The organism is Cupriavidus gilardii (assembly GCF_017598945.1).
GTDB classification, from domain to species: Bacteria; Pseudomonadota; Gammaproteobacteria; order Burkholderiales; family Burkholderiaceae; genus Cupriavidus; species Cupriavidus gilardii_E.
This window is the reverse complement of sequence record NZ_JAGFTW010000058.1, coordinates 190,011-212,640: the sequence shown is the minus strand read 5'-3', so window position 1 is coordinate 212,640 and position 22,630 is coordinate 190,011. Positions and strand designations below refer to the sequence as shown.

General features: G+C 69.4%; 21 protein-coding genes. 10 read left to right on the top strand and 11 right to left on the bottom strand.

Annotation, left to right across the window (positions count from 1 at the left end):
• Positions 1–13: 13 nt before the first annotated feature.
• The gene (locus tag J5T34_RS21915; protein ID WP_244259144.1) at positions 14–1,021 is read right to left on the bottom strand and encodes a LysR family transcriptional regulator; all 1,008 of its coding nucleotides are present in this window, start codon (positions 1,019–1,021) and stop codon (positions 14–16) included.
• Between the two features lie 97 nt (positions 1,022–1,118).
• Here J5T34_RS21915 and J5T34_RS21910 point away from each other — a divergent pair, with 97 nt between their 5' ends.
• The 4 genes from J5T34_RS21910 to J5T34_RS21895 are packed head-to-tail and all read left to right on the top strand — an operon-like array spanning position 1,119 to position 4,437.
• Positions 1,119–1,790 carry an HAD family hydrolase gene (locus J5T34_RS21910; protein ID WP_208582988.1) on the top strand — a complete coding sequence of 224 codons (672 nt, stop codon included), beginning with the start codon at positions 1,119–1,121 and terminating at the stop codon, positions 1,788–1,790.
• Between the two features lie 24 nt (positions 1,791–1,814).
• On the top strand, positions 1,815–2,801 hold the full coding sequence (locus J5T34_RS21905; protein ID WP_208582987.1) for a tripartite tricarboxylate transporter substrate-binding protein: 987 nt from the start codon (positions 1,815–1,817) through the stop codon (positions 2,799–2,801).
• Positions 2,802–2,851: 50 nt separating this feature from the next.
• Complete coding sequence (locus tag J5T34_RS21900) at positions 2,852–3,985, top strand: DSD1 family PLP-dependent enzyme (protein WP_244259143.1); 1,134 nt, start codon at positions 2,852–2,854, stop codon at positions 3,983–3,985.
• Positions 3,986–3,990: 5 nt separating this feature from the next.
• Positions 3,991–4,437 carry a RidA family protein gene (locus tag J5T34_RS21895; protein ID WP_208582985.1) on the top strand — a complete coding sequence of 149 codons (447 nt, stop codon included), beginning with the start codon at positions 3,991–3,993 and terminating at the stop codon, positions 4,435–4,437.
• A gap of 71 nt (positions 4,438–4,508) precedes the next feature.
• Here the strand turns inward: J5T34_RS21895 and J5T34_RS21890 are convergent, their stop codons facing one another.
• The 4 genes from J5T34_RS21890 to J5T34_RS21875 are packed head-to-tail and all read right to left on the bottom strand — an operon-like array spanning position 4,509 to position 10,775.
• Positions 4,509–6,110, bottom strand: coding sequence for a gamma-glutamyltransferase family protein (locus J5T34_RS21890; protein ID WP_244259142.1), 1,602 nt, complete (start codon positions 6,108–6,110; stop codon positions 4,509–4,511).
• The gene (locus J5T34_RS21885) at positions 6,110–8,695 is read right to left on the bottom strand and encodes a branched-chain amino acid ABC transporter ATP-binding protein/permease (RefSeq protein WP_208582984.1); all 2,586 of its coding nucleotides are present in this window, start codon (positions 8,693–8,695) and stop codon (positions 6,110–6,112) included. Before J5T34_RS21885 ends, J5T34_RS21890 begins: the two co-directional genes overlap by 1 nt.
• Positions 8,692–9,567, bottom strand: a complete 876-nt coding sequence (locus tag J5T34_RS21880; protein ID WP_208582983.1) for a branched-chain amino acid ABC transporter permease — start codon at positions 9,565–9,567, stop codon at positions 8,692–8,694. Before J5T34_RS21880 ends, J5T34_RS21885 begins: the two co-directional genes overlap by 4 nt.
• A 32-nt stretch (positions 9,568–9,599) precedes the next feature.
• The gene (locus J5T34_RS21875; RefSeq protein WP_208583205.1) at positions 9,600–10,775 is read right to left on the bottom strand and encodes an ABC transporter substrate-binding protein; all 1,176 of its coding nucleotides are present in this window, start codon (positions 10,773–10,775) and stop codon (positions 9,600–9,602) included.
• Between the two features lie 347 nt (positions 10,776–11,122).
• Between J5T34_RS21875 and J5T34_RS21870 the strand changes: the two genes are divergently transcribed.
• The 3 genes from J5T34_RS21870 to J5T34_RS21860 are packed head-to-tail and all read left to right on the top strand — an operon-like array spanning position 11,123 to position 13,587.
• Complete coding sequence (locus tag J5T34_RS21870) at positions 11,123–12,172, top strand: polysaccharide deacetylase family protein (RefSeq protein WP_208582982.1); 1,050 nt, start codon at positions 11,123–11,125, stop codon at positions 12,170–12,172.
• 4 nt (positions 12,173–12,176) lie between these two features.
• Positions 12,177–12,926, top strand: a complete 750-nt coding sequence (locus J5T34_RS21865; protein WP_244259141.1) for a GntR family transcriptional regulator — start codon at positions 12,177–12,179, stop codon at positions 12,924–12,926.
• A 25-nt stretch (positions 12,927–12,951) separates the two neighbouring features.
• Positions 12,952–13,587 (top strand): flavin reductase family protein, encoded by a 636-nt coding sequence (locus tag J5T34_RS21860; protein ID WP_208582981.1) that lies wholly within the window; start codon positions 12,952–12,954, stop codon positions 13,585–13,587.
• Between the two features lie 42 nt (positions 13,588–13,629).
• On the opposite strand, the gene J5T34_RS21855 is transcribed toward J5T34_RS21860, so the two are convergent.
• The gene (locus J5T34_RS21855; RefSeq protein ID WP_208582980.1) at positions 13,630–14,067 is read right to left on the bottom strand and encodes a TfoX/Sxy family protein; all 438 of its coding nucleotides are present in this window, start codon (positions 14,065–14,067) and stop codon (positions 13,630–13,632) included.
• Positions 14,068–14,261: 194 nt separating this feature from the next.
• On the opposite strand from J5T34_RS21855, the gene J5T34_RS21850 reads away from it, so the two are divergent.
• Together J5T34_RS21850 and J5T34_RS21845 are read left to right on the top strand one after the other, a co-directional pair.
• A complete protein-coding gene (locus J5T34_RS21850) occupies positions 14,262–15,857 on the top strand; it encodes an acyl-CoA synthetase (RefSeq protein WP_208582979.1) in 1,596 nt (531 codons plus the stop codon).
• A complete protein-coding gene (locus J5T34_RS21845; RefSeq protein ID WP_208582978.1) occupies positions 15,854–16,462 on the top strand; it encodes an SAM-dependent methyltransferase in 609 nt (202 codons plus the stop codon). The genes J5T34_RS21850 and J5T34_RS21845 overlap by 4 nt, the downstream gene beginning before the upstream one ends.
• Here the strand turns inward: J5T34_RS21845 and J5T34_RS21840 are convergent.
• A complete protein-coding gene (locus tag J5T34_RS21840; RefSeq protein ID WP_244259140.1) occupies positions 16,404–17,441 on the bottom strand; it encodes a LysR family transcriptional regulator in 1,038 nt (345 codons plus the stop codon). The genes J5T34_RS21845 and J5T34_RS21840 overlap by 59 nt on opposite strands.
• 126 nt (positions 17,442–17,567) lie before the next feature.
• Here J5T34_RS21840 and J5T34_RS21835 point away from each other — a divergent pair, with 126 nt between their 5' ends.
• Positions 17,568–18,515, top strand: a complete 948-nt coding sequence (locus tag J5T34_RS21835; RefSeq protein ID WP_208582977.1) for a DMT family transporter — start codon at positions 17,568–17,570, stop codon at positions 18,513–18,515.
• A gap of 25 nt (positions 18,516–18,540) precedes the next feature.
• Here the strand turns inward: J5T34_RS21835 and J5T34_RS21830 are convergent, their stop codons facing one another.
• From J5T34_RS21830 to J5T34_RS21815, 4 genes are all read right to left on the bottom strand, one after another.
• Positions 18,541–20,112 carry an MFS transporter gene (locus J5T34_RS21830; protein ID WP_208582976.1) on the bottom strand — a complete coding sequence of 524 codons (1,572 nt, stop codon included), beginning with the start codon at positions 20,110–20,112 and terminating at the stop codon, positions 18,541–18,543.
• Positions 20,109–21,170 (bottom strand): HlyD family secretion protein, encoded by a 1,062-nt coding sequence (locus tag J5T34_RS21825; protein ID WP_208582975.1) that lies wholly within the window; start codon positions 21,168–21,170, stop codon positions 20,109–20,111. Before J5T34_RS21825 ends, J5T34_RS21830 begins: the two co-directional genes overlap by 4 nt.
• A gap of 85 nt (positions 21,171–21,255) precedes the next feature.
• On the bottom strand, positions 21,256–21,486 hold the full coding sequence (locus J5T34_RS21820; RefSeq protein WP_208582974.1) for a hypothetical protein: 231 nt from the start codon (positions 21,484–21,486) through the stop codon (positions 21,256–21,258).
• Positions 21,487–21,633: 147 nt separating this feature from the next.
• Positions 21,634–22,629: a LysR family transcriptional regulator gene (locus tag J5T34_RS21815; RefSeq protein WP_208582973.1), complete on the bottom strand. Its 996-nt coding sequence runs from the start codon at positions 22,627–22,629 to the stop codon at positions 21,634–21,636.
• Between the last annotated feature and the right edge of the window lies 1 nt (position 22,630).

The following is a 22,630-nucleotide window of genomic DNA, read 5'->3' as shown; positions in this document are numbered from 1 at the left end:
TCCTTGCTGTCGACTACTTCCGCCCGTCGGCGCGTCGCCACGGCGGCCTCGGTCCGAACGCCTTGCGCAACATCTCGACGAACAGGCGCGTGCGCATCGACGCCACACGCGATTGGGGCACCAGCGCCATCACGTCGGCGTCAGGCAGCGTGTAGCCCGGCAGCAGCGCGACCAGACGTCCCGATGCCAGGCTGTCGGCGACATCCCATTCCGATCGCGCCATGACGCCCTTGCCGGCCAGACACCACTGATGGACGACGTCGCCGTCGTTGCTCTCCATGATCGGGCGCACGCGTACCGTGTGTTCGCGTGCATCGCTGCCGCCGGCGCTCTTTCCGCTGCCCTTGCGCGCGTCCCGGCGTGTGTCCCTGATGCCGTCGCGGCCGGCGAAGCGCCATAACGTCACGTCCTCGTCGTTCTCCCTGAGCACCAGGCAGGCGTGCCGCGCCAGATCGGCGGGACGCAGCAGCGGCGGCGCCTTGGCCAGGTACTCGGGCGCCGCGCACAGGATGCGGCGGTTCGGTGCGATGCGGTGCGCGACCCAGCGCGAATCCGGTATCGCACCGATGCTGACCACCACGTCGAAGGCATCGCGCCCGTGCACCGGCTGGCGCGGCAGCATCAGGTTGTCCGACAGGTACAGCTGCACCTCGAGATTGGGATGGGCGGCCTGGAACTGCGCCAGCAGCGGACCGAGGTAGCGGCGCCCGAAGCCGAACGGCCCATGGACCTTCAGCTTGCCGGCCACCGCCTGGCTGCGCTGCTGCAGGGCCTCCTCGATGGCCTGCATCTGTTCGAGCACGCCGGTGGCGTGCTGCGCCAGCAGATGGCCCTCGTGCGTCAGCTGCAGCCGGCGCGTGGTGCGCAGCGCGAGCCGGAGGCCCAGGCGTGCTTCGAGCTGGCTGAGCCGCTTGGTCACGGCCGGCGGCGTCACGTTCTCCTCGCGCGCCAGCGCGGCCAGGCTGCCGAGCCGGTCCAGCGCCAGGATGAAGCGCAGGTCGTCGATGTTCAGCTTCATCATTCTTAACCGGTGGGTGAATCAAGAAATTCTATTCCATTAACCACCGGCGGGCGGGCGACACCTACACTGTGGCATCGATTCCAACCGGAGCCACGCCATGACAAGCCTACCAACCCCGGCGCGCCAATACGATGTCGTGCTGTTCGATCTGCTGACCGCGCTGCTCGATTCCTGGACGCTGTGGAACAGCGTGGCGGGCGGCGAAGCGCCGGGCCGCGCATGGCGCGCCGCCTATTTGAAACGCACCTATGCATGCGGCGCCTATCGTCCGTACGAGACGCTGGTGCGCGAGGCCGCGGTCGAGACCGGGCTGCCCGCTTCGATGGCCGATGCGCTGGACGAGCGCTGGGGCGAACTGTCGCTGTGGAGCGGCGCCGCGCACCTGCTCGACAGCCTGCGCGCGACGCACCGGCTTGGCGTCGTGACCAACTGCTCGGAGCGCCTGGGCCGGCTGGCGGCCGAACGCCTCAATGTGCCGATGGACGTGGTGGTGACCTCCGAGCGCGCCGGCTTCTACAAGCCCGATCCGCGGCCGTATCGCATGGCCCTTCAGGAGCTCGGCGCCGAACCCGCCAATACGCTGTTCGTCGCGGGCTCGGGCTTCGACCTGTTCGGCACCTCGGCCGTGGGGCTCGATACCTACTGGCATAACCGCGTGGGACTGGCGCTGCCGGAAGGCGCACCGGCGCCGTTGCAGCAGGGCCCCAGCATCCTGCCGGTGCTGGAGCTCGCCGCGGCCCCGCGCATCAAGTCGCCGGCGCAACGCTGAGCCGGCCGATCAGGAGAAGACATCATGAAATTCACCATCGTCGCGGCGCTGCTGGCGAGCGCGCTCGGCGCTCTTTCCGTGCCGGCTTCGGCGCAGACGCCGAACTGGCCCAGCAAGCCGATCACGCTGATCATGCCGTTCCCCGCGGGCGGGCCCAGCGATGCGCTGGCGCGCGCGGTCGCCGCCAGGATGGCGCCGCGGCTCGGCACGTCCATCGTCGTCGAGAACGTCGGCGGCGCCGGTGGATCGATCGGCATGCAGAAGCTCGCACGCGCGCCAGCCGACGGCTACACGATCGGCTTCGGCACCATCGGCACGCATGCGGCCAACATGATCCTGTACCGCAAGCCGCTATACGACGCGCGCAAGGATTTCGAGCCGCTGGGACTGGTCGGCTCGGCACCGGTGCTGCTGCTGGTCAAGCGCGACCTGCCGGTCAACGACTTCAACCAGTTCGCCGACTATCTGCGCGCGCACCAGGCCACCATGTCGTACGGCAGCGCGGGCGTGGGATCGATCGCGCATCTGGCCTGTCTGATGCTGCTCGGCGACCTGAAGGTCGAGGTCATGCATGTGCCGTACAAGGGCGTGGCGCCGGCGATGGCCGGGCTGATGGGCGGCGAGACCGATTTCACCTGCGATCAGACCACGACGTCGCTGGCGCAGGTGGCGGGCGGACGGGTACGGGCGGTGGCCGTGCTGACGCGCGAGCCCTTGTCCGCGCTGCCGAAGCTTGCCACCGCGCAGGCCGGCGGCAAGACCCGTATCGACTTCCGCTCGTGGAATGCCCTGTTCGCGCCCAGGGGAACGCCGCCCGCGGTGGTGGCGAGGCTGAACCAGGCAATCAACGACGCGCTGGCCGAGCCGGCGCTGATCCGGCAGATGCGCGAGGTCGGCGTCGAATTCCCCGCTCGCGCCGACAACACGCCGGCCAATCTGGCGCGCCTGGTCGACAGCGAGACCAGGCGGCTGCGGCCCATTCTCGAAGCCAACAAGGTGCGGCTAGATTGAGCGCGGGACGCCCCGACCACGAGGTGCACAGGATGAAAGCAAGGAAACCCATGACACTGCATGAACTAGAAACGCCGGTGCTGCTGCTCGACCGCACGAAGATGGAGCGCAATATCGCGCGGCTGCGCGAACGGCTCTCGCCCTCCGGCGTCGCGCTGCGCCCGCATGTGAAGACCAACAAGTCGGCCGAGGTCACGGCGCGCATCGGCGCATCGGGCACGCCGATCACGGTGTCGACGCTGAAGGAGGCCGACTACTTTCTCGGGCACGGCTGGACCGACATCCTCTATGCGGTCGGCATCGTGCCGTCGAAGCTGCCGCATGTCGAAGACCTGGTGCGGCGCGGCGCGCGGATGACGCTGCTGCTCGACAACGTCGAGGCGGCCCGCGCGGTCGCCGCCTACTGCCGCGAGCGCGCGCTCGGCGTCCCGGTGTTGATCGAGATCGATACCGACGGTCACCGCTCCGGTGTCAAGCCGGAGGACCCGATGCTGCTGGAGATTTCCGCAGAGCTGCCGCGCGACGAAGGGAAGGGCGCCTGGCTCGCCGGCGTGCTGACTCACGCGGGCGATTCGTACAACTGCCGTTCGGTGGAAGCCATCGCGGCGCTGGCCGAACAGGAGCGCGCCGGCGCGGTACGGGCCGCGCAGCGTCTGCGCGCGGCGGGGCATGCGGCGCCGGTGGTCAGCGTCGGCAGCACGCCGACCGCGCACTTCGCGCGTTCGCTCGATGGCGTGACCGAGGTGCGGGCCGGGGTGTTCGTGTTCTTCGATCTGGTGATGAACGGCCTCGGCGTCTGCGAGACCTCGGACATCGCGCTGTCGGTGCTGTGCACCGTCATCGGCCATCAGCGCGACAAGGGCTGGCTGATCACCGATGCGGGCTGGATGGCGATGTCGCGCGATCGCGGTACCGCGAAGCAGCCGGTCGACCAGGGCTATGGCCTGGTCTGCGATATCGACGGCAAGCCGCTGGCCGATCTGTTGATGGTCGATGCCAACCAGGAACACGGCATCGTCAGCCATCGCACCGATCCGGCCGCGACGCCGATGCTGCCGGTCGGCACGCTGTTGCGCATCCTGCCGAATCACGCCTGCGCGACTGCGGCGCAGCACGGCAGCTACACCGTGGTGGCGGGCGGCATCGACGTTGAAGCGCGGTGGACCCGTTTTGGTGGATGGTGAACGCGATGACGAACAAGCATCAAGGTAGCAGGAATACCGCCGACACTGGCGTTGCCTATCCCGACGTCCCCACGCTGGCGACGCCGCGCGGCCATTACTCGCACGTCGCCACGGGACTGGGCCTCGTCTACGTATCGGGGCAGCTGCCGCTGAACGCGCACGGCGAGCCGTGCGCCGATCTGCCGCTGGCGGACCAGGCCGCGCTGGCGCTGCGCAACGTCGAGGCCGCGCTGGCGGCGGGCGGCTGCGCTTGGCGAGACGTGCTGAAGGTCACCGTCTACCTCGCCGGTGTCGAGCATTGGCCCGCCTTCGACGCGGTCTATCGTCAGGTGCTCGGCGACGCGCGGCCGGCCCGGGCGGTGGTGCCCGTGCCGGCGCTGCACTATGGCGTGCTGGTCGAGGTGGAGGCGGTGGCCGTCCATCCTGACGCGGTCGCTTCGGGCGCATCGTAGCCGGTGCGCCGCCGAACGTGCGCGATAACCGCAACCACGAGCAACCGAGCAACCGAGCAACCGAGCAACCGCTAGCAACCGATCGCCATGCCGTCGCTGCGCGGATCGTGTGCGCCGGTGATGCTGCCGTCGGCCTCGATGCGGATCGCGCCGGGGTGCCCGGCGAGCGGACTCTGCGCGGGGATCGCACTTAGCTCATGGCCGCGCGCGGTCAGCGCCTGCATCACCGCGTCGCCGGCATCGGCTTCCAGCTTCAGCGTGTCGCGCGTATCCGAGAACGTGCGGCCCAGCAGGAAGCGCGGACGGGACAGCGCCGTCAGCGGGTCCATGCCGTAGTCGATCATCCGCGTCAGCACCGCCGCCAGCGTCTGCGGCTGTCCGTCGGCGCCCTGCGTGCCGTACAGCAGCCGCGGGCGGCCGTCTTGCAGATAGAGGCCGGGGTTCAGCGTGTGGAAGGGCCGCTTGCCCGGCCGCAGCACGTTGTGATGCCGCGGGTCGGTGCCGAAGGCCGCGCCGCGGTTGTGCCACAGGATGCCGGTGTCGCCGGCCACCACGCCGCTGCCCCAGTCGAAGTAGACGGTCTGCAGCACGCTGGCGCAGCGGCCCTGGCTGTCGACGGCACCAAGATAGACGGTATCGCCGGTGCGGAAGCGGTGCGGCCACGGCAGCGCGCGATCCGGCCGGATCGCCGCCGCGAGCGTATCGAGATGCGGGGCCGACAGCATCGTCTGTACCGGCACGTCGACGAACTCGGGATCGGCCACGTGACGGTCGCGCTCGATGAACGCCTGCTTTACCGCTTCGACCAGCAGATGGTAGTAGTCGGCGCTGCCTTCGGCGACCGCGGCGACGTCGAAGCGGTCCAGTATCCCCATGATCTGCAGTGACGTCACGCCCTGCGTGGGCGGGCGCAGGCTGACCAGTTCACCGCCGCGATAGGGCACCGTCAGCGGCGATTCTTCACGGGCGCGCGTCGCGGCGAGATCGGCCGCGCGCAAGGGCGAATCGGCCTCGCGCAGGCCTCTGGCGATCCGTTCGGCCAGTTCGCCTTCGTAGAAGTCGCGCGCGCCGTGCTCGGCGATTCGGCGCAGGCTGCGCGCCAGCTGCGGCTGGCGGAAGCGCTCGCCGATCTCGGGAACGCGGCCCTCGGGCAGGAACACGCGGGCGAAGCCGGGCCAGTCGCGCCACTGTCCCGCGCGGAAATCCTGCCAGAAGCGCTGCGACGGCGTAACGGGGAACCCTGCCTCGGCATGCTCGATGGCGCGGTGGAACAGCGATTCCCACGACCTGGTGCCGGCCCACGCGTCGCGACTGAGACGGTAGGCACGATCCCAGGTATCGACAGTCGCGGCCGTGGTCAACGCGGAGGCCGGTCCACGCGTCGGAATCTCGCCATCGAATGCCGGCGGCGCCGCGGCCGCCTGGCCGATGCCGGACAGCGTGCGGACCTCGCCGGCACCGTCGGCAATGACCCAGAAGGCGTCGCCGCCCAGACCCGTGAAGTGCGGGTAGGTGACGGACAGCGTCGCGCCGATCGCGATCGCCGCTTCGATCGCGTTGCCGCCGGCGCGCAGCACCTCGAGTCCGGCCTCGCTGGCCAGCGCATGCGGGCTGGTCACCATGCCCGCGCGGGAGCGGGCGAGCCCGGCACGGGCAAAGAGAGCGGTTTCCATCAGGCCACCACCGCTTGCGGGGCCGCAGCGGGATTCCCGGCGGCATGGTCACCATCGTCGCCGCCCAGATACGCCTGCACCAGCGCCGGATCGCGCGCCAGCAGGTCGGCGCGGCCGCTCGCGACGACGCGGCCTTCCTCCAGCACATAGGCGCGGTCGGCCAGCGTCAGCGCCAGCGCGGCCATCTGATCGACCAGCAGGATCGTGATCGACGCCTCGCGCAGGCGGTCCAGCGAGGCAAACAGTTCGTCGATGACCTTGGGTGCCAGGCCCAGCGACGGTTCGTCGAGCAGCAGCATGCGCGGCTGCGACATCAGGCCGCGCGCGATCGCCAGCATCTGCTGCTCGCCGCCGGACAGCAGGCCGGCGCGCTGATGCTGGCGTTCGCGCAGGCGCGGGAACCGCGCGAACATCGATTCGATGCGACGCTGCATTTCGCCGCGGCGCAGACGGCCGGACGGAAACGCGCCGAGCTTCAGGTTGTCGAGCACCGACAGCTCGGCAAACACCTGCCGCCCCTCGGGCACCAGCACCATGCCCATCGCCGCGATGCGGGCCGCATCGATGCCGCCCAGATCGGTGCCGTCGAACGCGATGCCGCCTTGCACCGGTCGGTGCAGGCCGGACAGCGCGCGCATCAGCGTGGACTTGCCGGCGCCGTTGGCGCCGAGCAGCGCGACCATCTCGCCCTCGCGGACCTGCAGCGCGATGTCGTGCAGCACCGGCGCGGCGCCATAGCCGGCTCGCAACGCGTTGACGCCCAGCAGTTCCGCACCCGACGTGTCACGGTATTGGCGCGGCGGTCCACCGGCGGCCGCTTCGCCCAGATAGGCGCGACGGACCGCGGGGTCGGCCCGGACCTCGGCCGGCGTGCCGACCGCCAGCCGCTGGCCGGCGTCGATGACCACGATGCGGTCGGATACGTCCATCACCAGCGACATGTCGTGTTCGACCAGGCCGACGGCGATGCCGCTGTCCGCGATGCGGCGCAGCAGCTGTCCGAGGCTGGCCTTGTCCTCGCGCGACAATCCGGCGGCCGGCTCGTCGAGCAGCAGCACCGCGGGCTGCGTGGCCAGCGCACGTGCGATCTCGACCAGCCTGCGGTCGACGTGCGCCAGATCGGCGGCGCTGGCATCGGGGTCGCCGCGATAGCCGCAGGCGCGCAGCAGCGCGTGGGCCTGCGCGCGGACATCGGCGGCGGTGAAGCGGGCGGTGCCGAGCAGCGTGCCAAGACGACCGCCGCCGAGCGCGAGCGCGACATTGTCGGCCGCGCTCATGCCGCCGAACAACTGCGAGGTCTGATAGGTCCGCGCGATGCCGTGGCGCGCGCTGTGGCAGGCGCCGCGCGCGGGCAGCGCCGCGTCGCCGAGCCGTCGCCCGCCGGCATGCGGCCGGTAGTAGCCCGACAGCATGTTCAGCACGGTCGATTTGCCGGCGCCGTTCGGGCCGATCAGGCTGGTCACGGCACCGGCGGCTACCGTGAACGACAGCTGGTCGACCGCCCGCACGCCGCCGAACACCATCGACAGGCCATCGGCCACCAGCGCGCGACGCGCAGCGGGTTCGCGCCCGGGCAGCGGCATGTCGGCCGGCTCGGGCGCTGGGATGGCATCGGCGCGTCGGGGGCGCAGCCGGCGCAGCAGAGCGCTCGCCACGCCGACGATCCCCTGCGGCGCGACCCACAGCACCACCAGCAGCAGCATGCCGAAGCAGAGCAGCCGCAGGTTCTCCAGGCTGGACAGCAGCTCCGGCAGCATGCCGACCACCGCCGCGCCGATCACCGGACCGGCGACGGTGCCGGCGCCGCCGATCATCACCACCAGCACGAACAGGATCGACTGCAGGAAGGAGAACATGCCGGGCGTGACCATGCCCTGCATCGGCGCAAACAGTCCGCCGGCAAGCCCGGCCAGCGCGGCCGAGAAGGCGAAGGCCACCGTGCGCACCAGCAGCGGGTCGATGCCGATCGACGCCGCCGCGGTTTCGCTGTCGCGCACGGCGCGCATCGCCGCGCCCCAGCTGCCCCGGGAAATGCGCGCGTAAGCTGCCAGCGACACGGCCAGCACCGCGAGCGCGATCAGCGTCAGCGCGCGTTCGCCGCCTTCGACGCCGGGCAGCGAGGGCTGGGCGATGCCCATCAACCCATTCTGGCCGCCGGTCAGCGCGCGCCATTCGACCGCGCCGTGTTCGACGATAAAGCCGAAGGCGATGGTGATCATCGCCAGTCCCGGCCCCTTGACGCGCAGCGCCGGCAGCGCCAGCAGCGCGCCCGCCAGCGCGGCGATCGCGGTGCCGGCCAGCCAGGCCGGCCAGAAGCTCCAGCCGGCCTGGCCGGTCAGAATCGCGACGCTGTAGGCGCCGATCGCATAGAAACCGACATGGCCGAACGAGATCTGGCCAGTCAGGCCGATCAGCAGGTTCAGGCCGACGCCGCAGATCGCCAGCATGGCGACCCCGGCGATCACGAAGACGAAATAGCCGTTCAGCATCATGGCCGCGGTCGCGGCCCCCAGCAGCGCCAATGCCATGGCGGCGATCTGCAGCGGCGTGCCGATGCCGGCGACGAGGGAAGGACGTGCGCTCATACCTTGCGTACCTCCGCGCGGCCGAACAGTCCCGCCGGGCGCAGCGCCAGCAGCGCGATCACCAGTGCGAAGGTGATGATCTGCGTATAGCTCGAGCCCAGTGAGGCCGTGATCGCGGCCTCGACCACGCCGAAGATCAGGCCCGCGATCATCACGCCCCAGGCGCTCGACAGGCCGCCGAGAATCGCCACCGCGAACGCCTTGAGCCCGAACACCGTGCCCATGTCGGACTGCACGTTGAACAGCGGGGCGATCAGCACGCCGGCGACGCCGGCCAGCAGCGTCGATACCGCGAATGCCGCGGCCACGGTGCGGCGGATCGGAATCGCCATCAGCCGGGCCGCATCGCGGTTCTGCACGACGGCCAGCATCGCCAGCCCCCAGCGCGAGTGGCGCAGCACGTAGTGCAGCACCCCTGCCAGCGCGAGGCCGACCACCGGGATCAACAGCTGCAGCGGATAGACGCCGAGCCCGTCGGCCAGCTGCATCGACGATGTGGCCAATGGCGACGGCAGGCTGCGCGGCTCGGTGCCGAAGGTCAGCGTGACGACGTTATCGAGCACGATGCCGAGCGCGACCGTGGCCATCAGCCACGCATCGGAGCCGCGGCTGGCGAACGGGCGCACCGCGACGAACTCGACCGCCAGCCCGTACAGCGCGCACAGCGCCAGCGCCAGCAACACGGACGGCGCCATCGGCCAGCCCAGCGTCTGCGCGAACGTATAGGTCAGTACCGCACCGAGCATCATCGAGCTGCCCTGGGCGAAATTGACGGTGGCGCTGACCACAAAGGTCAGATGAAAACCCAGCGCCATCAGCCCGTACATGCTTCCCAGGCCAAGACCGCTGATCAGTGCGGAGATCCATAACATCAGGCGTTCCTCGAGCGGGCGGCAGCGGCGGCTTACTTCGACGCGACCTGTTTGTCGGCGACCGGCACGATGCGGTTGTCGATGAACTGGGCCCAGACGTAGTCGTTTTCGGTCAGCGCGTCGTGCACCTGGGGCGAGAACGGCTTCACATAGGTCTTGATCAGCCCCTCGTAGCGATCGATCTGGTAGAAGCCCTGGCGTACCCCGTCGCCCTTGGTCGAGCCGGCGCGCTGGATCGCCAGCGCGGCCAGATGCGTGGCGTCGTAGGCGTTGGCGACGCCGACCGCCGGCGTGATGTCGTCCGGTCCCTTGATGTCGCTGTATTTGGCCTTCAGCGCATTGACGACGCGCGTGCCGACCGGCGACGGCGCGCCGAAGAAGCTGTAGGTCTGCACGAAGTGGACGTTGCGGGCATTGGGGCCGGCCAGCTCGGTAAAGCGCCCGCCGGCGGGGCCCCAGTGCGAGACCACAGGTACCTTCCAGCCCATGCGGTCCAGCGATTTGACGACCTGCGCGGAAGGGCCGACGTTGCCGACCATCAGCAGCACGTCGGCGCCCGCGGCCTTCAGGCGGCCCAGTTGCGGCACCACGTCGACGTCGTTGGCCTCGAATTTTTCGATGCCGGCCGGCTTCATGCCCTTGGCCGTCAGCGCGGCGACGATGCCCTTTTCGTTGGACTCGCCCCACGGGTTATTGACCAGGATCAGCCCCGGCTTGCTGGCGCCGAAGGTCTTCTGCGCGTACTGCAGCATCGCCTTGTCGACCAGCTCGTCGACCGCCGACACGCGGAACACGAAGTTGGGATTGGCACCGTTGCGCGTGATCGGCGTGCCGGCCGCCCACGGCCCCATGAACGGCACCTTCTCCTGATTGGCGATCGGCACGATCGCCATCGACACCGGCGTGTCGAGCCCGCCGAACAGCACCGCGACCTTCTCCTTGTAGATCAGCTCGCGCGCGGCCAGCACCCCCTTGGCGGGATTGCTCTCGTCATCGCGGCGAACCAGCTCGAGCTTGCGGCCGTTCAGCACGCCGCCCTTGGCATTGATCTCGTCGATCGCGATGGTCATGCCACGCGTCAGCGCTTCGCCGGCGCGTGCGGACTGTCCGGTCATCGCGGTGATCAGGCCGATCTTGACGGTGTCGGCCGCCAGCGCCGGCACGGCGGGCAGCGCGCAGGCGGCGGTAATGGCGGCGACGGCGAGCATCAGCGCGCGGCGGCGCGGTTCGGGGCGGTGGCGGGACATGGCAGTTCTCCGGATCGGTGCAAGAGGAAGCGATTGGCGTCGTGGAAGCGACGGACCGGCGATGCGATCGCAAGAGGCATGCCACGCGTCGACATTCGGCACGTCAGACGTTGCAGGGAAAGGGGTAGCCGATCGCATACGATCTGGCTCGCATCTTGCGAACGATTGCGCCATCGAGATGAATGCGATCGAAGCCGGTGCGTGCCGCACGGATGCGGTGCGGCAGGTGCGGAAGCGGGGCCAGGACGGTGCAGGCGCACCGATCCGCGCGCCGAGGCCGCGATCGCCAGACAGGGGAACACAGGGCGATGACCCACAATCCGATTTCGCTGCCGCCTCTGCCGCCGCGGCAGGCAGGCGATGACCGCGGCGGCCGCAGCTTCGCCGCAACGACGACCTTTGGCCCGCTGCGCACGCATGGGCGCTTTGCCTATCGGCCGATTACCGATGCCGACGATTTCGTTTGGCCCGGCGGCGCGCGGCTCGCGGTCTATCTCGGCTTCAATATCGAGCACTTCGCCTTCGGCGAGGGGCTGGGCGCGAATATCGGGCCCGCCTCGCCGCAACCGGACGTGCTCAATTACAGCTGGCGCGAATACGGCAACCGCGTCGGTGTCTGGCGTTGCCTGGAGCTGTTCGATCAGTTGCGCATGCCCACCGGCGTGCTGCTCAACACCGCGTTGTACGACCATTGCCCCGAGGTGCCCGACGCCTTTCTCGCGCGCGGCGACGAGCTGATCGGACACGGGCACACCAATGCCGTGCGCCAGAGCGATCTGGACGAGGCCGGCGAGCGGGCGCTGCTGCGCCATTGCCGCGACCGCATCGCCGCCCATGCGGGCAAGCCGCCCACCGGCTGGCTGTCGCCGTGGATCTCGGAGAGCGCGCTGACGCCGGATCTGCTCAGCGAGACGGGCTACCGCTACACCCTGAACTGGTGCCACGACGATCGCCCGGTGCGCATGGCGACGCGCGGCGGGCCGCTATGGTCGATTCCCTATCCGCAGGAGCTCAACGACATTCCGATGATCGTCGGACGGCAGATGGACGGCGCGGCGTTTGCCGACATGATCGTCGACCACTTCGACGAGATGCTGGCGCAGGCCAATCACGCCACGCGGCCGCAGCCGCTGGTGATGGGGATCGCGCTGCATCCCTATCTGGTCGGACAGCCGCACCGGCTGCGTCATCTGCGCAGGGCGCTGGCGCATATCGCCCGGCGCCGCGATGACGGCGAGATCTGGATGACGACGCCCGGGGCGATCTGCGAGGCGATGGAGGCTGTGGGCGGCGGGGCTGCGGCCGCGTCGTCCGACGTGGTGACGACAATGGCCGCAATTGCGGCAGCCGGGAGCTGACATCATGACCGTTCATTCGTTGACCAAAGCCGCGACCAGGTCCACCGCGGGCAAGGTCAAAGCTGCCGCCGTGCCCTCAAAACGCCAGCCGCTCGATGCCGACACGCGCATCTACCAGTCGATCTTCGACGGCGTGCTGAACCACCGGCTGACGCCCGGCACCAAGCTGCCGGAGCCGGAGCTGTGCCAGCTGTTCGGCGTGGGGCGCGCGGTGGTGCGGCGCGTGCTGGAGAAGCTGGCGCACGACGGCATCGTCGCGCTGCGGCCCAACAAGGGCGCGGTGATTGCCGAGCCGACGCCGGAGGAGACCGGCCAGATCTTCGAAGCGCGGCGGGCGCTCGAACGCGTGCTGGTCGAGATGGCGGTGGCGCGCGCCACCGCGGCCGATCTGCGCGATCTGCGCCGGCAGCTGGCCGACGAGCACGACGCGATGCACCGGTTCGATCAGCCCTCGTGGGCGCGGCTCGCCAGCGGCTTTCATCTGCGCATCGCGGCGCTGGCGCGCAACCCGGTGCTGCAGCGCTATCTGACCGAGCTGGTGTCGCGCTGCTCGCTGATCGTCGGCCTGTACGAGCCGCCCGGCCACGCGCCATGCGAGCACGACGAGCATGCGGCCATCGTCGATTGCATCGAGCAGCGCGATGCGGCCGGCGCGATCGCCCGGATGGACGCACATCTGCGCGAGCTGGAGCAGCGCATCGAGACCTCGCGCATGCAGGGCGAGAAGAGCCTGGCCCAGATGCTGGGCCTTTAAACACGAACGAGGCCATCGCGCCAATATGGAAATCGATTTCGACGCCATTACCGAATACCAGCGCTACAAGCTGATGGCCAGCCTGATCGTGCCGCGGCCGATCGCGCTGGTGACCACGCTGGGGGAGGACGGCACCGCCAATGCCGCCCCGTTCTCGATGTTCAATATGCTGGGCGAGGAGCCGCCGATCGTGATGATCAGCGTCAACCGGCTGGCCGACGGCGCGCTGAAGGACACCGCCGCCAACATCGTACGGTCCGGCGAATTCGTCGTGCATCTGTGCGACGAGGCGATGGCCGAACGGATGCACCGCTGCGGCGAGCGGCTGCCGCCGGATGTCAGCGAACTCGCGCATGTGGGCCTGACCACGGCGCCCAGCACGCAGATCGCGCCGCCGCGGATCGCCGAGGCGCCCGTCGCGTTCGAATGCCGGCTGTGGGAGACGCTGGAGACCGACAGCCGCCAGATCTTTATCGGCCGCGTGCTGCGGCTGCATGCCAGGGATGGCCTGATCGATACCGAGCGCTGGCGCGTCAGGCTGCAGGACTATTTTCCGGTGGGGCGTTTTGGCGCGAGCTTCTACGTGTCCACGCGCGACCGCTTCTCGCTGGAGCAGGAAGCGGGCAGGCCCACCGCATCGACGGCGATCGACGAGATCTGACGGCCGTCCGCCGCTATCGCGTAGGCGGGAATCCAGCCTCCGTCATGCCTGCGCCTTGCGCCGCCGCGCGGGCGTCGCGATGGCGGCCTTCTTCGCCGCCGGCTTGCGCTTTGGCGGCGCGGCGTTCGCCAGCCGCAACGCCGCCTCCACTGCCTCGCGCGCCCACGGTTCCATCTCGCTTGCCGATTCGAGGCACTGCGCCGGCAGGCTCAGATAATGGCGCATCACCACTTCCTTGGCGCCGCTGCGATAGCTGAACGGTTCGCACCCCTGCGCCTCGAAACGAGGCAGCGTCAATGCATCGGCCTTCAGATAGCAGCGCCCGTCGGCGACCAGCCCGAACATCAGGCCGTCGTAATACAAGCCATGCCCGCCGAACATCCGCTTCGCCGCGATCGGGCCGATCCGTGCGGCCAGCGGCGCCATCAGTTCGAGCAGGTGATCGACGAAGGGATCGGAACGGCGTGGGGACGTGGACATGGGCGATAGCACGGCTGACGAGCGATCCGGCGATGGTAGCACCGCCGGCACCGGGCCCAGGGGGGATGCGCCGGCGCGCGAATGCTGCTAGCCTGACGCGGCCGGCGGCCGATGTCCCCGCAGCGGTCCGCCGCGAGCAGGATGCACAGAACCTGCACAGACACGAGCACAGAACAGGCACAGGAGACAGCAGCATGACGCTAGACCAGCAGGCGGCGATCCGCCGCGCGCATCAGCATGGCGTGGGAGATATCCTGCGGCGCTCGGCGCAACGCACGCCGGACAAGGCCGCCATCGTTTGCGGCGACGTGCAGTGGAGCTACCGCGATTTCGACCAGATTTGCGACCGCCTGGTCGCGGCCTTGTCGCAGCAGGGCATCGCCGCCGGCGACCGCGTCGCCATCCTGTCGCGCAATTCGCATGCATTCGCGGCGATGCGCTTCGCGCTGGCCCGCATGGGCGCCGTGCTGGTGCCGATCAATTTCATGCTCAATGCCGGCGAAGTGGCCTACATTCTGCGCAGTTCCGGCGCACGCACGCTGCTGGTGGGCGCGGGCTTCGAGGCGCTGGCGGTCGCCGCGGTGGAGCAGGGCGTAGCCGACGGCGTGCAGATCGGCCTGCAGATCTGGCTGCCGTCCGAGGACCAGGCCGACGGCGCGCCCGAGGGCATGCTGCGCTTCGACGATCTGCTGATGGCGAGCGCCCCGATGCCGGACATTGCACCGGTCGATCCGCGCGCGTTGCTACAGATCATCTACACCAGCGGTACCGAGTCCCTGCCCAAGGGCGCGATGCTGAGCCATGAGGCGGTGCTGTGGGAGTACGTGACCTGCATCGTCGAGGGCAATATGCAGGCCGACGACGTGGTGCTGCACGCGCTGCCGCTGTATCACTGCGCGCAGCTCGATGTGTTCCTCGGGCCCGCGGTGTACCTCGGTGCGACCAATATCATCACCGGACAGCCGCGGCCCGACGTGATCCTGCCGCTGATCGCGCGCCATCGCGTCAATGCGTTTTTTGCGCCGCCATCGATCTGGATCGCGCTGCTGCGCTCGCCGCAGTTCGAGGGCGCCGACCTCGGCTCGCTGGCCAAGGGCTACTACGGCGCGTCGATCATGCCGGTCGAGGTGCTGAAGGAAATGCAGCGCCGCATGCCGCGCGTGCGGCTGTGGAACTTCTACGGACAGACCGAGATCGCGCCGCTGGCCACCGTGCTGCATCCCGACGACCAGCTGCGCAAGGCCGGCTCGGCCGGCAAGCCGGCGCTCAATGTCGAGACCCGCATCGTCGACGACGAGATGCGCGATGTCGCGCCGGGCGAGATCGGCGAGATCGTCCATCGCTCGCCGCAACTGCTCGACGGCTACTACAACGATCCAGAGCGTACCGCGGAAGCCTTCCGCGGCGGCTGGTTCCATAGCGGCGACCTCGCGGTGCGCGACGAGGAGGGCTATATCACCATCGTCGACCGCAAGAAGGACATGATCAAGAGCGGCGGCGAGAATGTCGCCAGCCGCGAGGTCGAGGAAATGATCTTCCGCATCCCCGCGGTGTCCGAGGTCGCGGTGATCGGCCTGCCCGATCCCTACTGGGTCGAGGCGGTGACCGCGGTGATCGTGCTCAAGGATGGGCAGACGCTGTCGGAGCAGCAGGTGATCGACTTCTGCAAGGAAGGCATGGCGCATTTCAAGGTGCCCAAGCGCGTGATCTTCGCCGAGGCGCTGCCGAAGAATCCGAGCGGCAAGCTGCTCAAGCGCGAACTGCGGCGCCGATACGAGGCGCAGGCATGAGCGCCGGCCAGCCGACGCCGGACGGCTACTTCGACGCCGTCTACGCCAACGGCGACGATCCCTGGCACTACCGCACGCGCTGGTTCGAGGCGCGCAAGCGCGCGCTGGTGCTGGCGATGCTCGATCGGCCGCGCTATCGCTCGGCCTTCGAGCCCGGCTGTGCCAACGGCGAAATGACGGCCGCGCTGGCGTCGCGGTGCGAGGCGCTGCTGGCGGCCGACCGGCATCCGCGCGCGGTCGAGGCCGCGGCGGCGCGCGCCGGTCATGCCACGCACGTGCGCGTGGACACGATCAAGGTGCCATCGGAATGGCCGGCGCAGCGCTTCGATCTGGTGGTGCTCAGCGAGTTCTGTTATTACCTCGCGCCGGATCAGGTCGCCCGGTTGGCGCGCCGGGTGCGCGAATCGATGGAGCCGGACGGGCTGCTGCTGGCCTGCCACTGGCGCCATCCGTTCGACGAACAGGCCTGTGCCGCGCCGGAGGTGCATCGCATCCTGGAACAGGAAACCGGCTTCGCCCGCACGGCGAGCTATCGCGAGGACGACTTCATGATCGACGCGTGGGCCGCCGATGGGTTGAGGCCGACTCAGCGGGAGGCTGGCTGAGCCTTGCCTTGCGCCGCGGCGTAGCGGTATCTGCGGCCGCGGCCGGTCTTTCGCGCCCATCGCCAAGATCGCCCAGATGCATCGCAAGATAGTCGATCAGCACACGGACCTTCGGAGGCAGCACGCGCTTGGGCGGATATAGCAGCCACACCGCCCCCTGGTAGGCGCGCGCACGGAAGTCCCAGTCCGGCAGTACCTGTACCAGCTTGCCCGATTGCAGCGCGGCCTGAGCCGCGAAGTCGGGCAGCGCGGCAATGCCCAGGTTGTCCAGCGCGCCTTCGAGCCTTGCACCGACATGGTTGGCGATATAGCGCCCGCGCACCGCAACCGTCTGCGTTTCTCCGCCACGGCGAAAGCGCCAGCGATTGTCGTCGGCGACCTCGCCAAGAAACAGGCAATCGTGGCCGGCCAGTTCGCGCGGCTGCGCCGGCAAGCCCCGCTTGCGCAGATAGCGTGGCGAGGCGCACAACACCCAACGCACGGCGCCGAGCCGGCGGCCGGCCAGCCCCGGCGGCGGATCGTCGGTCAGCCGGATCACCAGATCCACCTCGTCGGCCAGCGGATCGACGGTCTGGTCGGAAAAGCGCAGCTGCACGTCGATCTGCTCGTACTGGCGCAGAAACGCTGGAATCAACGGGTGAATCACGGTCTTTGCATAGGCGACCGGCGCACTCAGCGTGACCCGTCCTTGCGGTCGCCCGCCCAGTTGACCGGCGGCATCGACCGCGCCAGCCGCGGCACCGACCATGTCGCGGCAGAACCGCGCCACCTGTTCGCCGGCCTCGGTCACGCGGACCTTGCGGGTCGAGCGTTCCAGCAGGCGGGTTGCCAGCGCTTCCTCGAGCCGCTTGATCTGCCGGCTGACGGTCGATGGCGTGGTGCCGAGCTGGCGCGCGGCCAGCGAGAAGTTGCCGGTCTCGACGACACGGGCGAACACCGCCAGGTCCGGCAGCAGGGCGATCAGCGTGTTCTGGTGCATCGGCGGCACGTTGGGGATTGATGAATCGACGACATCAAAGATTTGCAGAATGGAAGGATTATCGCCGCGAATGCAATGCCGGACAATGTTCGGACCGATCCATTCGATGGCCGATCCGCCCATTCCATGACCGCCCGACAAACCCGCCTGCTGATGTTGTCCGACCTGATGCTGCTCGGGGTCGCCGTGGTGTGGGGCACCAGCTATGGCGTCGCCAAGCAGGCGCTGCAGCACTACCCGGTGCTCGGCCTGCTGGCGCTGCGCTTCGGGCTGACCTTCGTGTTGCTGTCGCCCACGCTGCCAGGTCTTCGTGGCATACCGGCTGCCTCGCTGGCTCGGGTCACCGGAGCAGGCGTTCTGCTGCTCGGCATCTTCCTGTGCGAAACGTTCGGCCTGCTGCTGACGCGCGCGGCCAATGCGGCGTTCCTGATCAGCCTGTGCGTGGTGCTGACCCCGTTGATCGAATGGCTGCTGCTGTCGCGCCGGCCGGGCCGGCTCGAATGGATGGCGGTGCTGCTGTCATTGTGCGGCGCCTGGATTCTGGCCGCCGATGGCGCATGGACGCTGTCCTTTCACCCCGGCGATGCGCTGATCCTGCTGGCCGCGTTGCTGCGCGCGATCTATGTCTGCGCGATGAAGCACAGCATGGGCCGGCAGCCGCCGTCCGCGCTCGCCGTCACCGCGCTGCAGGCTGGCGTCGTGTCGGTCGGCAGCGTGGCGGTGGCGTGGGCCGGCGGGGCCGCCACGTGGCCGCTGCCGCCGCTGCCCGGCTTCGGCACGCAGAGCCCGTTCTGGTTCTGCCTGCTGTACCTGGTCGGTGCCTGCACGCTGTTCGCATTCTTTGCGCAGAACTACGCGATCAAACGCAGCAGTCCGACCCGCGTCGCGCTGCTGATGGGCAGCGAGCCGGCTTTCGGCGCGCTGTTCGCGTGGCTGTGGCTGGGCGAGCGGATCTCGCTGACTGGCTGGATCGGGGGCGGGCTGATCGTGGTCGCTTCGCTGCTGGCGACCATGCGATGGCAGCGTCCGTTCGCGCCGGCGCACGATGTGCCGCAGGCCGCGGAACGGGTGTAGTGCGGATATTCTGCCGCAGCCGCGCTCAATGCGCGGCGCTGCTCGCACCGTAGCGACCCAGCGCCGCCTTGATCGCCAGCAGCACGGGGATCGCCACGATAAACAGCAGCGCGAGCGACAGAAAGCCCGCATTGAAGGCCAGCGCGCCGGCCTGCCCTTCCAGCAGCGGTTCCAGCGTGGCGGCCATCGCCACGGTGGGATCGACCTGTGACAGTGCCTGCCGCAGCGGCGATTCCATCGATTCCGCGGTGAGCGGCGCGTCCACGCCAACCGGCAGCGTCTGGACCAGCGCGGTGCGCGCAGCCGCATGGCGATGATGCAGATACGTCTGCAGGAAGGCGATCCCGATCAGTCCGCCGAACTGCCGGCCGAAGTTGAACAGCGCGGCGCCCTGGCAGGCCAGCTCGGTCCGCAGTCCGCCCAGCGTGACCAGCGTCAGCGACAGGAACATCAGCCCCAGGCCGAAGCCGCGGATCAGCAGCGGCGGCGTCATGTCGGGCAAGCCGCTGTACGCCGTGGCGTACGACAGCATGCCCATCGCCAGCATGAACAGCACGATGCCGAGCGGGATCAGCTTGAATGGCGCCACGCGCGTGTATTGCGCCAGCGCGCCGCCAAGCAGCAGGCCCAGCGAAGCGGTGGCCGCGCTCGATACCAGCAGATTGCCGGCGTGGGTCGGGCTGAGTCGCAGCACGTTCAGCGCGAAAGCTGGCAGCAGAAAGGCGCTGCCGAACAGCGCGAAGCCGGCCACGAAGCTGACGCAGAAGCCGAAGGCGAAATGCGGGTCGCGGAACAGCCGCGCCTGCAGCCAGCGTGCGCCTTCGCGTCGGCGCTGGCGCCATGCCGCCAGCAACAGGGTCGCCGCGGCCAGCAATCCGGCCTGCACGATCGGCGGCGCGTGCAGCCAGTCGTGGCGATTGCCTTCCTGCAGCACGAAGACGATGGCGATCGAAGCGACGATGAGCAGTGCGAGATCGATCGGATTGAGCGTGGGCCGTAGCGCCGAGCCTCCCACGTTGCCACGCTGGCGAGCGGGCTCGCGGCGGAGCGCCAACAGCGCCAGCCCGATCCCCGCCAGCCCGAACGGCACACCCGCCAGAAACACCAGGCGCCAGGACCCATGATCGGTGACCCAGCCCTGCGCCAGCGGTGCCAGCGTGGTCGGCGCCATCACGGTCGCCAGCGCGAACACCGCCTGGCTCAGCGGCGTCCAGCGCGGCGGCGCATCGCGAAACAGCAGCGCCTGCGCGGTGGCGAGCATCAACGCGGCGCTCGCGCCATGCACGAAGCGGCAGGTGCACAGCATCGCCAGGTCGAGCGGCAACGAAGCGGCCATGGTCGAGGCCACCAGCAGTACGCCGGACCACCGCAACACCGCTGCCTCGCCGAAGCGGCGCACGACCGCTGCCGCGATCACGAAGCCGGCCAGCTTCGCCGCGAAGTACAGGATATTGAGCCAGGCTGCCTCGTCCAGCGTCGCATGCAGTCCGCCAGCGAAATGGGCGCGATTGACCATCATCAGCGTGCCGTTGATGGCGTCGGTGAGGGCGAGCAGTGTCACACCGGCCAGCAGCATGGCGAAGCGCCGGTCCATCATCTGACCTGCGCGAGGCGTTGCGCCAGCGGTGTGGCAGGGGCCGTCGCGCCGGTCCGCGTATCGATCGACACCACCGCCGATAGTCCCGGCACCAGCTTGCCGTGCAGTGGGCCGCCGCGCGTCGGCACGATCTTGACCGGCACGTGCTGGACGATTCTGGTGAAGTTGCCGGTGGCGTTGTCCGGGGGCAGCAGCGCGAACTGCGCGCCGCTGCCCGGCGACACGCTGGCCACCGTGCCGTCGATCGGCACGCCGGGATAACTGTCCAGCTCGATCCGCACCGGGCTGCCGACGCGGATGCGGTGCAGTTCGGTCTCCTTCAGGTTCGCGACGACCCAGGCCGCCTCGACCGGCACCAGCGCCAAGGCCTGCGTGCCCGGTTGCACGTAGCGCCCGACGCGGATCTGCCGATTGCCGACCACGCCGTCGACCGGCGCGCGCACCACGGTATTGCGCAGGTCGATGCGCGCCAGTTCGAGCTGTGCCAGTGCGCTCGCTTCGGCAGCCCTGGCCTCCTCGATCTGCGCGGCGATCACCTCCAGACGGCGGCGCTCCGCATCGAGCTGGGCCACGGCGCCTTGCTCGGCCGCGGCCGCCTGTTCGGCCTCTGCGCGCGCCAGTTCATAGTTCTGGCGGCTGCTGGCGTGGGCCTCCAACAGCGAGGCGTGGCGCCGATGATCGAGCTCGGCGCGGCGCGTGGCCGATTGCCGAATGCGCAGCTTCGCCTGGGCCTGCTGGATCTGCGCCTGCTGCAGACGATGCTGGCGCTCCAGCGTGGCAAGCGCGGCGCCGCGCGCCCGCACATCGGCTTCGGCCTGTCCGACGCGTGCGAGATAGTCGGCGTCGTCGATGCGGAACAGCACGTCACCGACTCGCACCGGCTGGTTGTCGTCGACCTCGACGGCGCGTACATAGCCGGCCACGCGCGGCGCCACCGCGGTGACGTCGGCGCGTACATAGGCGTTGTCGCTCGTGACCATGTGTTGGCGGTGCTGCCACCAGCGATAGCTGCCGTAGCTCGCCAGCAGTGTGCCGACGATCGACAGCGAGGCCAGCACTGCGCGTCGCGATGGCCGCCGCGAGGGCCCACGAGATGGGGCCGGAGCCTTTGCCTGAGTTGCCATACGCTTCGCTCCGCCCGGCCTAGCGATCGACGAAGGGGTCGTTCAGGCGGGCGCCGGGCCGTGGCCGCGGCCCCTCGTCCAGCATCGGATGCCGATGATTGATATCGCCCAGGCTCATGCCGATCGGCGCGGGCGCCGTGCGGGCATCGGCGCCGCTAGCGATGCCGTCGCCTTGCCTGCTGGCGCAGCCGGACAGCGCGGCTGCAGCGATCGCCAGCGCGATCGAACTGGGGTAGAACCGAAAGGTCATCGTGGGCCCGGCATCGTTGCATGCCGCCTCGTGGTTGAAGTGGCACGACTATAGGCAGGGCCGTCACGCAGGGGAAATCGAACGATTCGATGGCCGCCATGCGGCATTTCGATAGGCGCGCCCGGGGGCGGCGGGCGCCCGGGACCGTCAGTCGTCGGCTTGCTGCAGTATCGCGGCGAAGGCGTCGGTCAGATGCTGGCGGACATAGCGATGCACCGGATTGCTGTCGGTCCCGTTGTGCCAATGCAGCCGGATCGTCACCGTGTCCTCGGTGCCGCGCACCGGCACGCAGGCCAGCGCGCCTTGCCGCAAGATCAGCGGCGCGATCAGCGCGGGCAGCACCGCAACCACCGGTGCCGTTTGCAGCAGGCGGCTCAGCGTCAGCAGGCTCTCGACTTCGGTCGGCATCGCGCCGGTGTGCTGCAGTAGGCCGAGAAAGGCGTTGCCGCCCGAGCCGAGTTCGATCGCATGCGACAGGCCGATGGCCTGCAGCGTGCGCAGTTCGTCGGCGCCGACGCTGGCGGGCAGCGCCAGTTGTGCCGGCGCGTGGGCGCAGATCAGATGGCAACGATGCAGGCCGGCGCTGCGATGCCAGTCCCTCGTTGCCAGCGGTACGCCGGTGACCGCCATGTCGATCTCGCGCGCGTCGAGGACGTCCGGCATGCGGGCGGCCGGCACGGCGCGCGACCCCAGCTGGATCGACGGCGCTTCGCGTGCCAGCGCGGCGCACAGCACCGGCAGCAGCATCGCCTCCAGCGGTTCCGGCAGCGCGATGCGCAGGTGCGCCTGCGCCGATGAGGGATCGAATTCGCCGACGGGGCGCACCAGTCCATAGGCCTCGTTCAGCAGCGCGCGTACCGGTTCGACCAGCCCGAGGGCCTTGGCGGTCGGCTCCATGCCCTTGGCGCCGCGCACGAACAGCGGATCGTCGAACAGCCGCCGCAAGCGCGCCAGCATATGGCTGACCGCCGGCTGGCCGAGAAACAGCTGGCGCGCTGCGCCGCTGACCGAGCGCTGGCTGGCCAGCGCATCGAAGGCAACCAGCAGATTCAGGTCCAGACCGCGGAATTTCCGGTAGTCCAGGGGTTCGATGCCGCCCGAAGCCTGCGCCGCGTCGTTGCGTCGCCCGTCAAGCTGGTCCATC

Bases quoted from the DNA above. Each gene is read 5' to 3' on its own strand.
- J5T34_RS21900 (WP_244259143.1), top strand. From the start codon at position 2,852: ATGACACTGCATGAACTAGAAACGCCGGTGCTGCTGCTCGACCGCACG.
- J5T34_RS21835 (WP_208582977.1), top strand. From the start codon at position 17,568: ATGACCGCCCGACAAACCCGCCTGCTGATGTTGTCCGACCTGATGCTG.
- J5T34_RS21890 (WP_244259142.1), bottom strand. From the start codon at position 6,110: ATGGAAACCGCTCTCTTTGCCCGTGCCGGGCTCGCCCGCTCCCGCGCG.
- J5T34_RS21860 (WP_208582981.1), top strand. From the start codon at position 12,952: ATGGAAATCGATTTCGACGCCATTACCGAATACCAGCGCTACAAGCTG.
- J5T34_RS21910 (WP_208582988.1), top strand. From the start codon at position 1,119: ATGACAAGCCTACCAACCCCGGCGCGCCAATACGATGTCGTGCTGTTC.
- J5T34_RS21850 (WP_208582979.1), top strand. From the start codon at position 14,262: ATGACGCTAGACCAGCAGGCGGCGATCCGCCGCGCGCATCAGCATGGC.
- J5T34_RS21865 (WP_244259141.1), top strand. From the start codon at position 12,177: ATGACCGTTCATTCGTTGACCAAAGCCGCGACCAGGTCCACCGCGGGC.
- J5T34_RS21905 (WP_208582987.1), top strand. From the start codon at position 1,815: ATGAAATTCACCATCGTCGCGGCGCTGCTGGCGAGCGCGCTCGGCGCT.
- J5T34_RS21830 (WP_208582976.1), bottom strand. From the start codon at position 20,112: ATGATGGACCGGCGCTTCGCCATGCTGCTGGCCGGTGTGACACTGCTC.
- J5T34_RS21815 (WP_208582973.1), bottom strand. From the start codon at position 22,629: ATGGACCAGCTTGACGGGCGACGCAACGACGCGGCGCAGGCTTCGGGC.
- J5T34_RS21840 (WP_244259140.1), bottom strand. From the start codon at position 17,441: ATGCACCAGAACACGCTGATCGCCCTGCTGCCGGACCTGGCGGTGTTC.
- J5T34_RS21845 (WP_208582978.1), top strand. From the start codon at position 15,854: ATGAGCGCCGGCCAGCCGACGCCGGACGGCTACTTCGACGCCGTCTAC.
- J5T34_RS21915 (WP_244259144.1), bottom strand. From the start codon at position 1,021: ATGATGAAGCTGAACATCGACGACCTGCGCTTCATCCTGGCGCTGGAC.
- J5T34_RS21895 (WP_208582985.1), top strand. From the start codon at position 3,991: ATGACGAACAAGCATCAAGGTAGCAGGAATACCGCCGACACTGGCGTT.
- J5T34_RS21875 (WP_208583205.1), bottom strand. From the start codon at position 10,775: ATGCTCGCCGTCGCCGCCATTACCGCCGCCTGCGCGCTGCCCGCCGTG.
- J5T34_RS21855 (WP_208582980.1), bottom strand. From the start codon at position 14,067: ATGTCCACGTCCCCACGCCGTTCCGATCCCTTCGTCGATCACCTGCTC.
- J5T34_RS21870 (WP_208582982.1), top strand. From the start codon at position 11,123: ATGACCCACAATCCGATTTCGCTGCCGCCTCTGCCGCCGCGGCAGGCA.
- J5T34_RS21885 (WP_208582984.1), bottom strand. From the start codon at position 8,695: ATGAGCGCACGTCCTTCCCTCGTCGCCGGCATCGGCACGCCGCTGCAG.
- J5T34_RS21880 (WP_208582983.1), bottom strand. From the start codon at position 9,567: ATGTTATGGATCTCCGCACTGATCAGCGGTCTTGGCCTGGGAAGCATG.
- J5T34_RS21820 (WP_208582974.1), bottom strand. From the start codon at position 21,486: ATGACCTTTCGGTTCTACCCCAGTTCGATCGCGCTGGCGATCGCTGCA.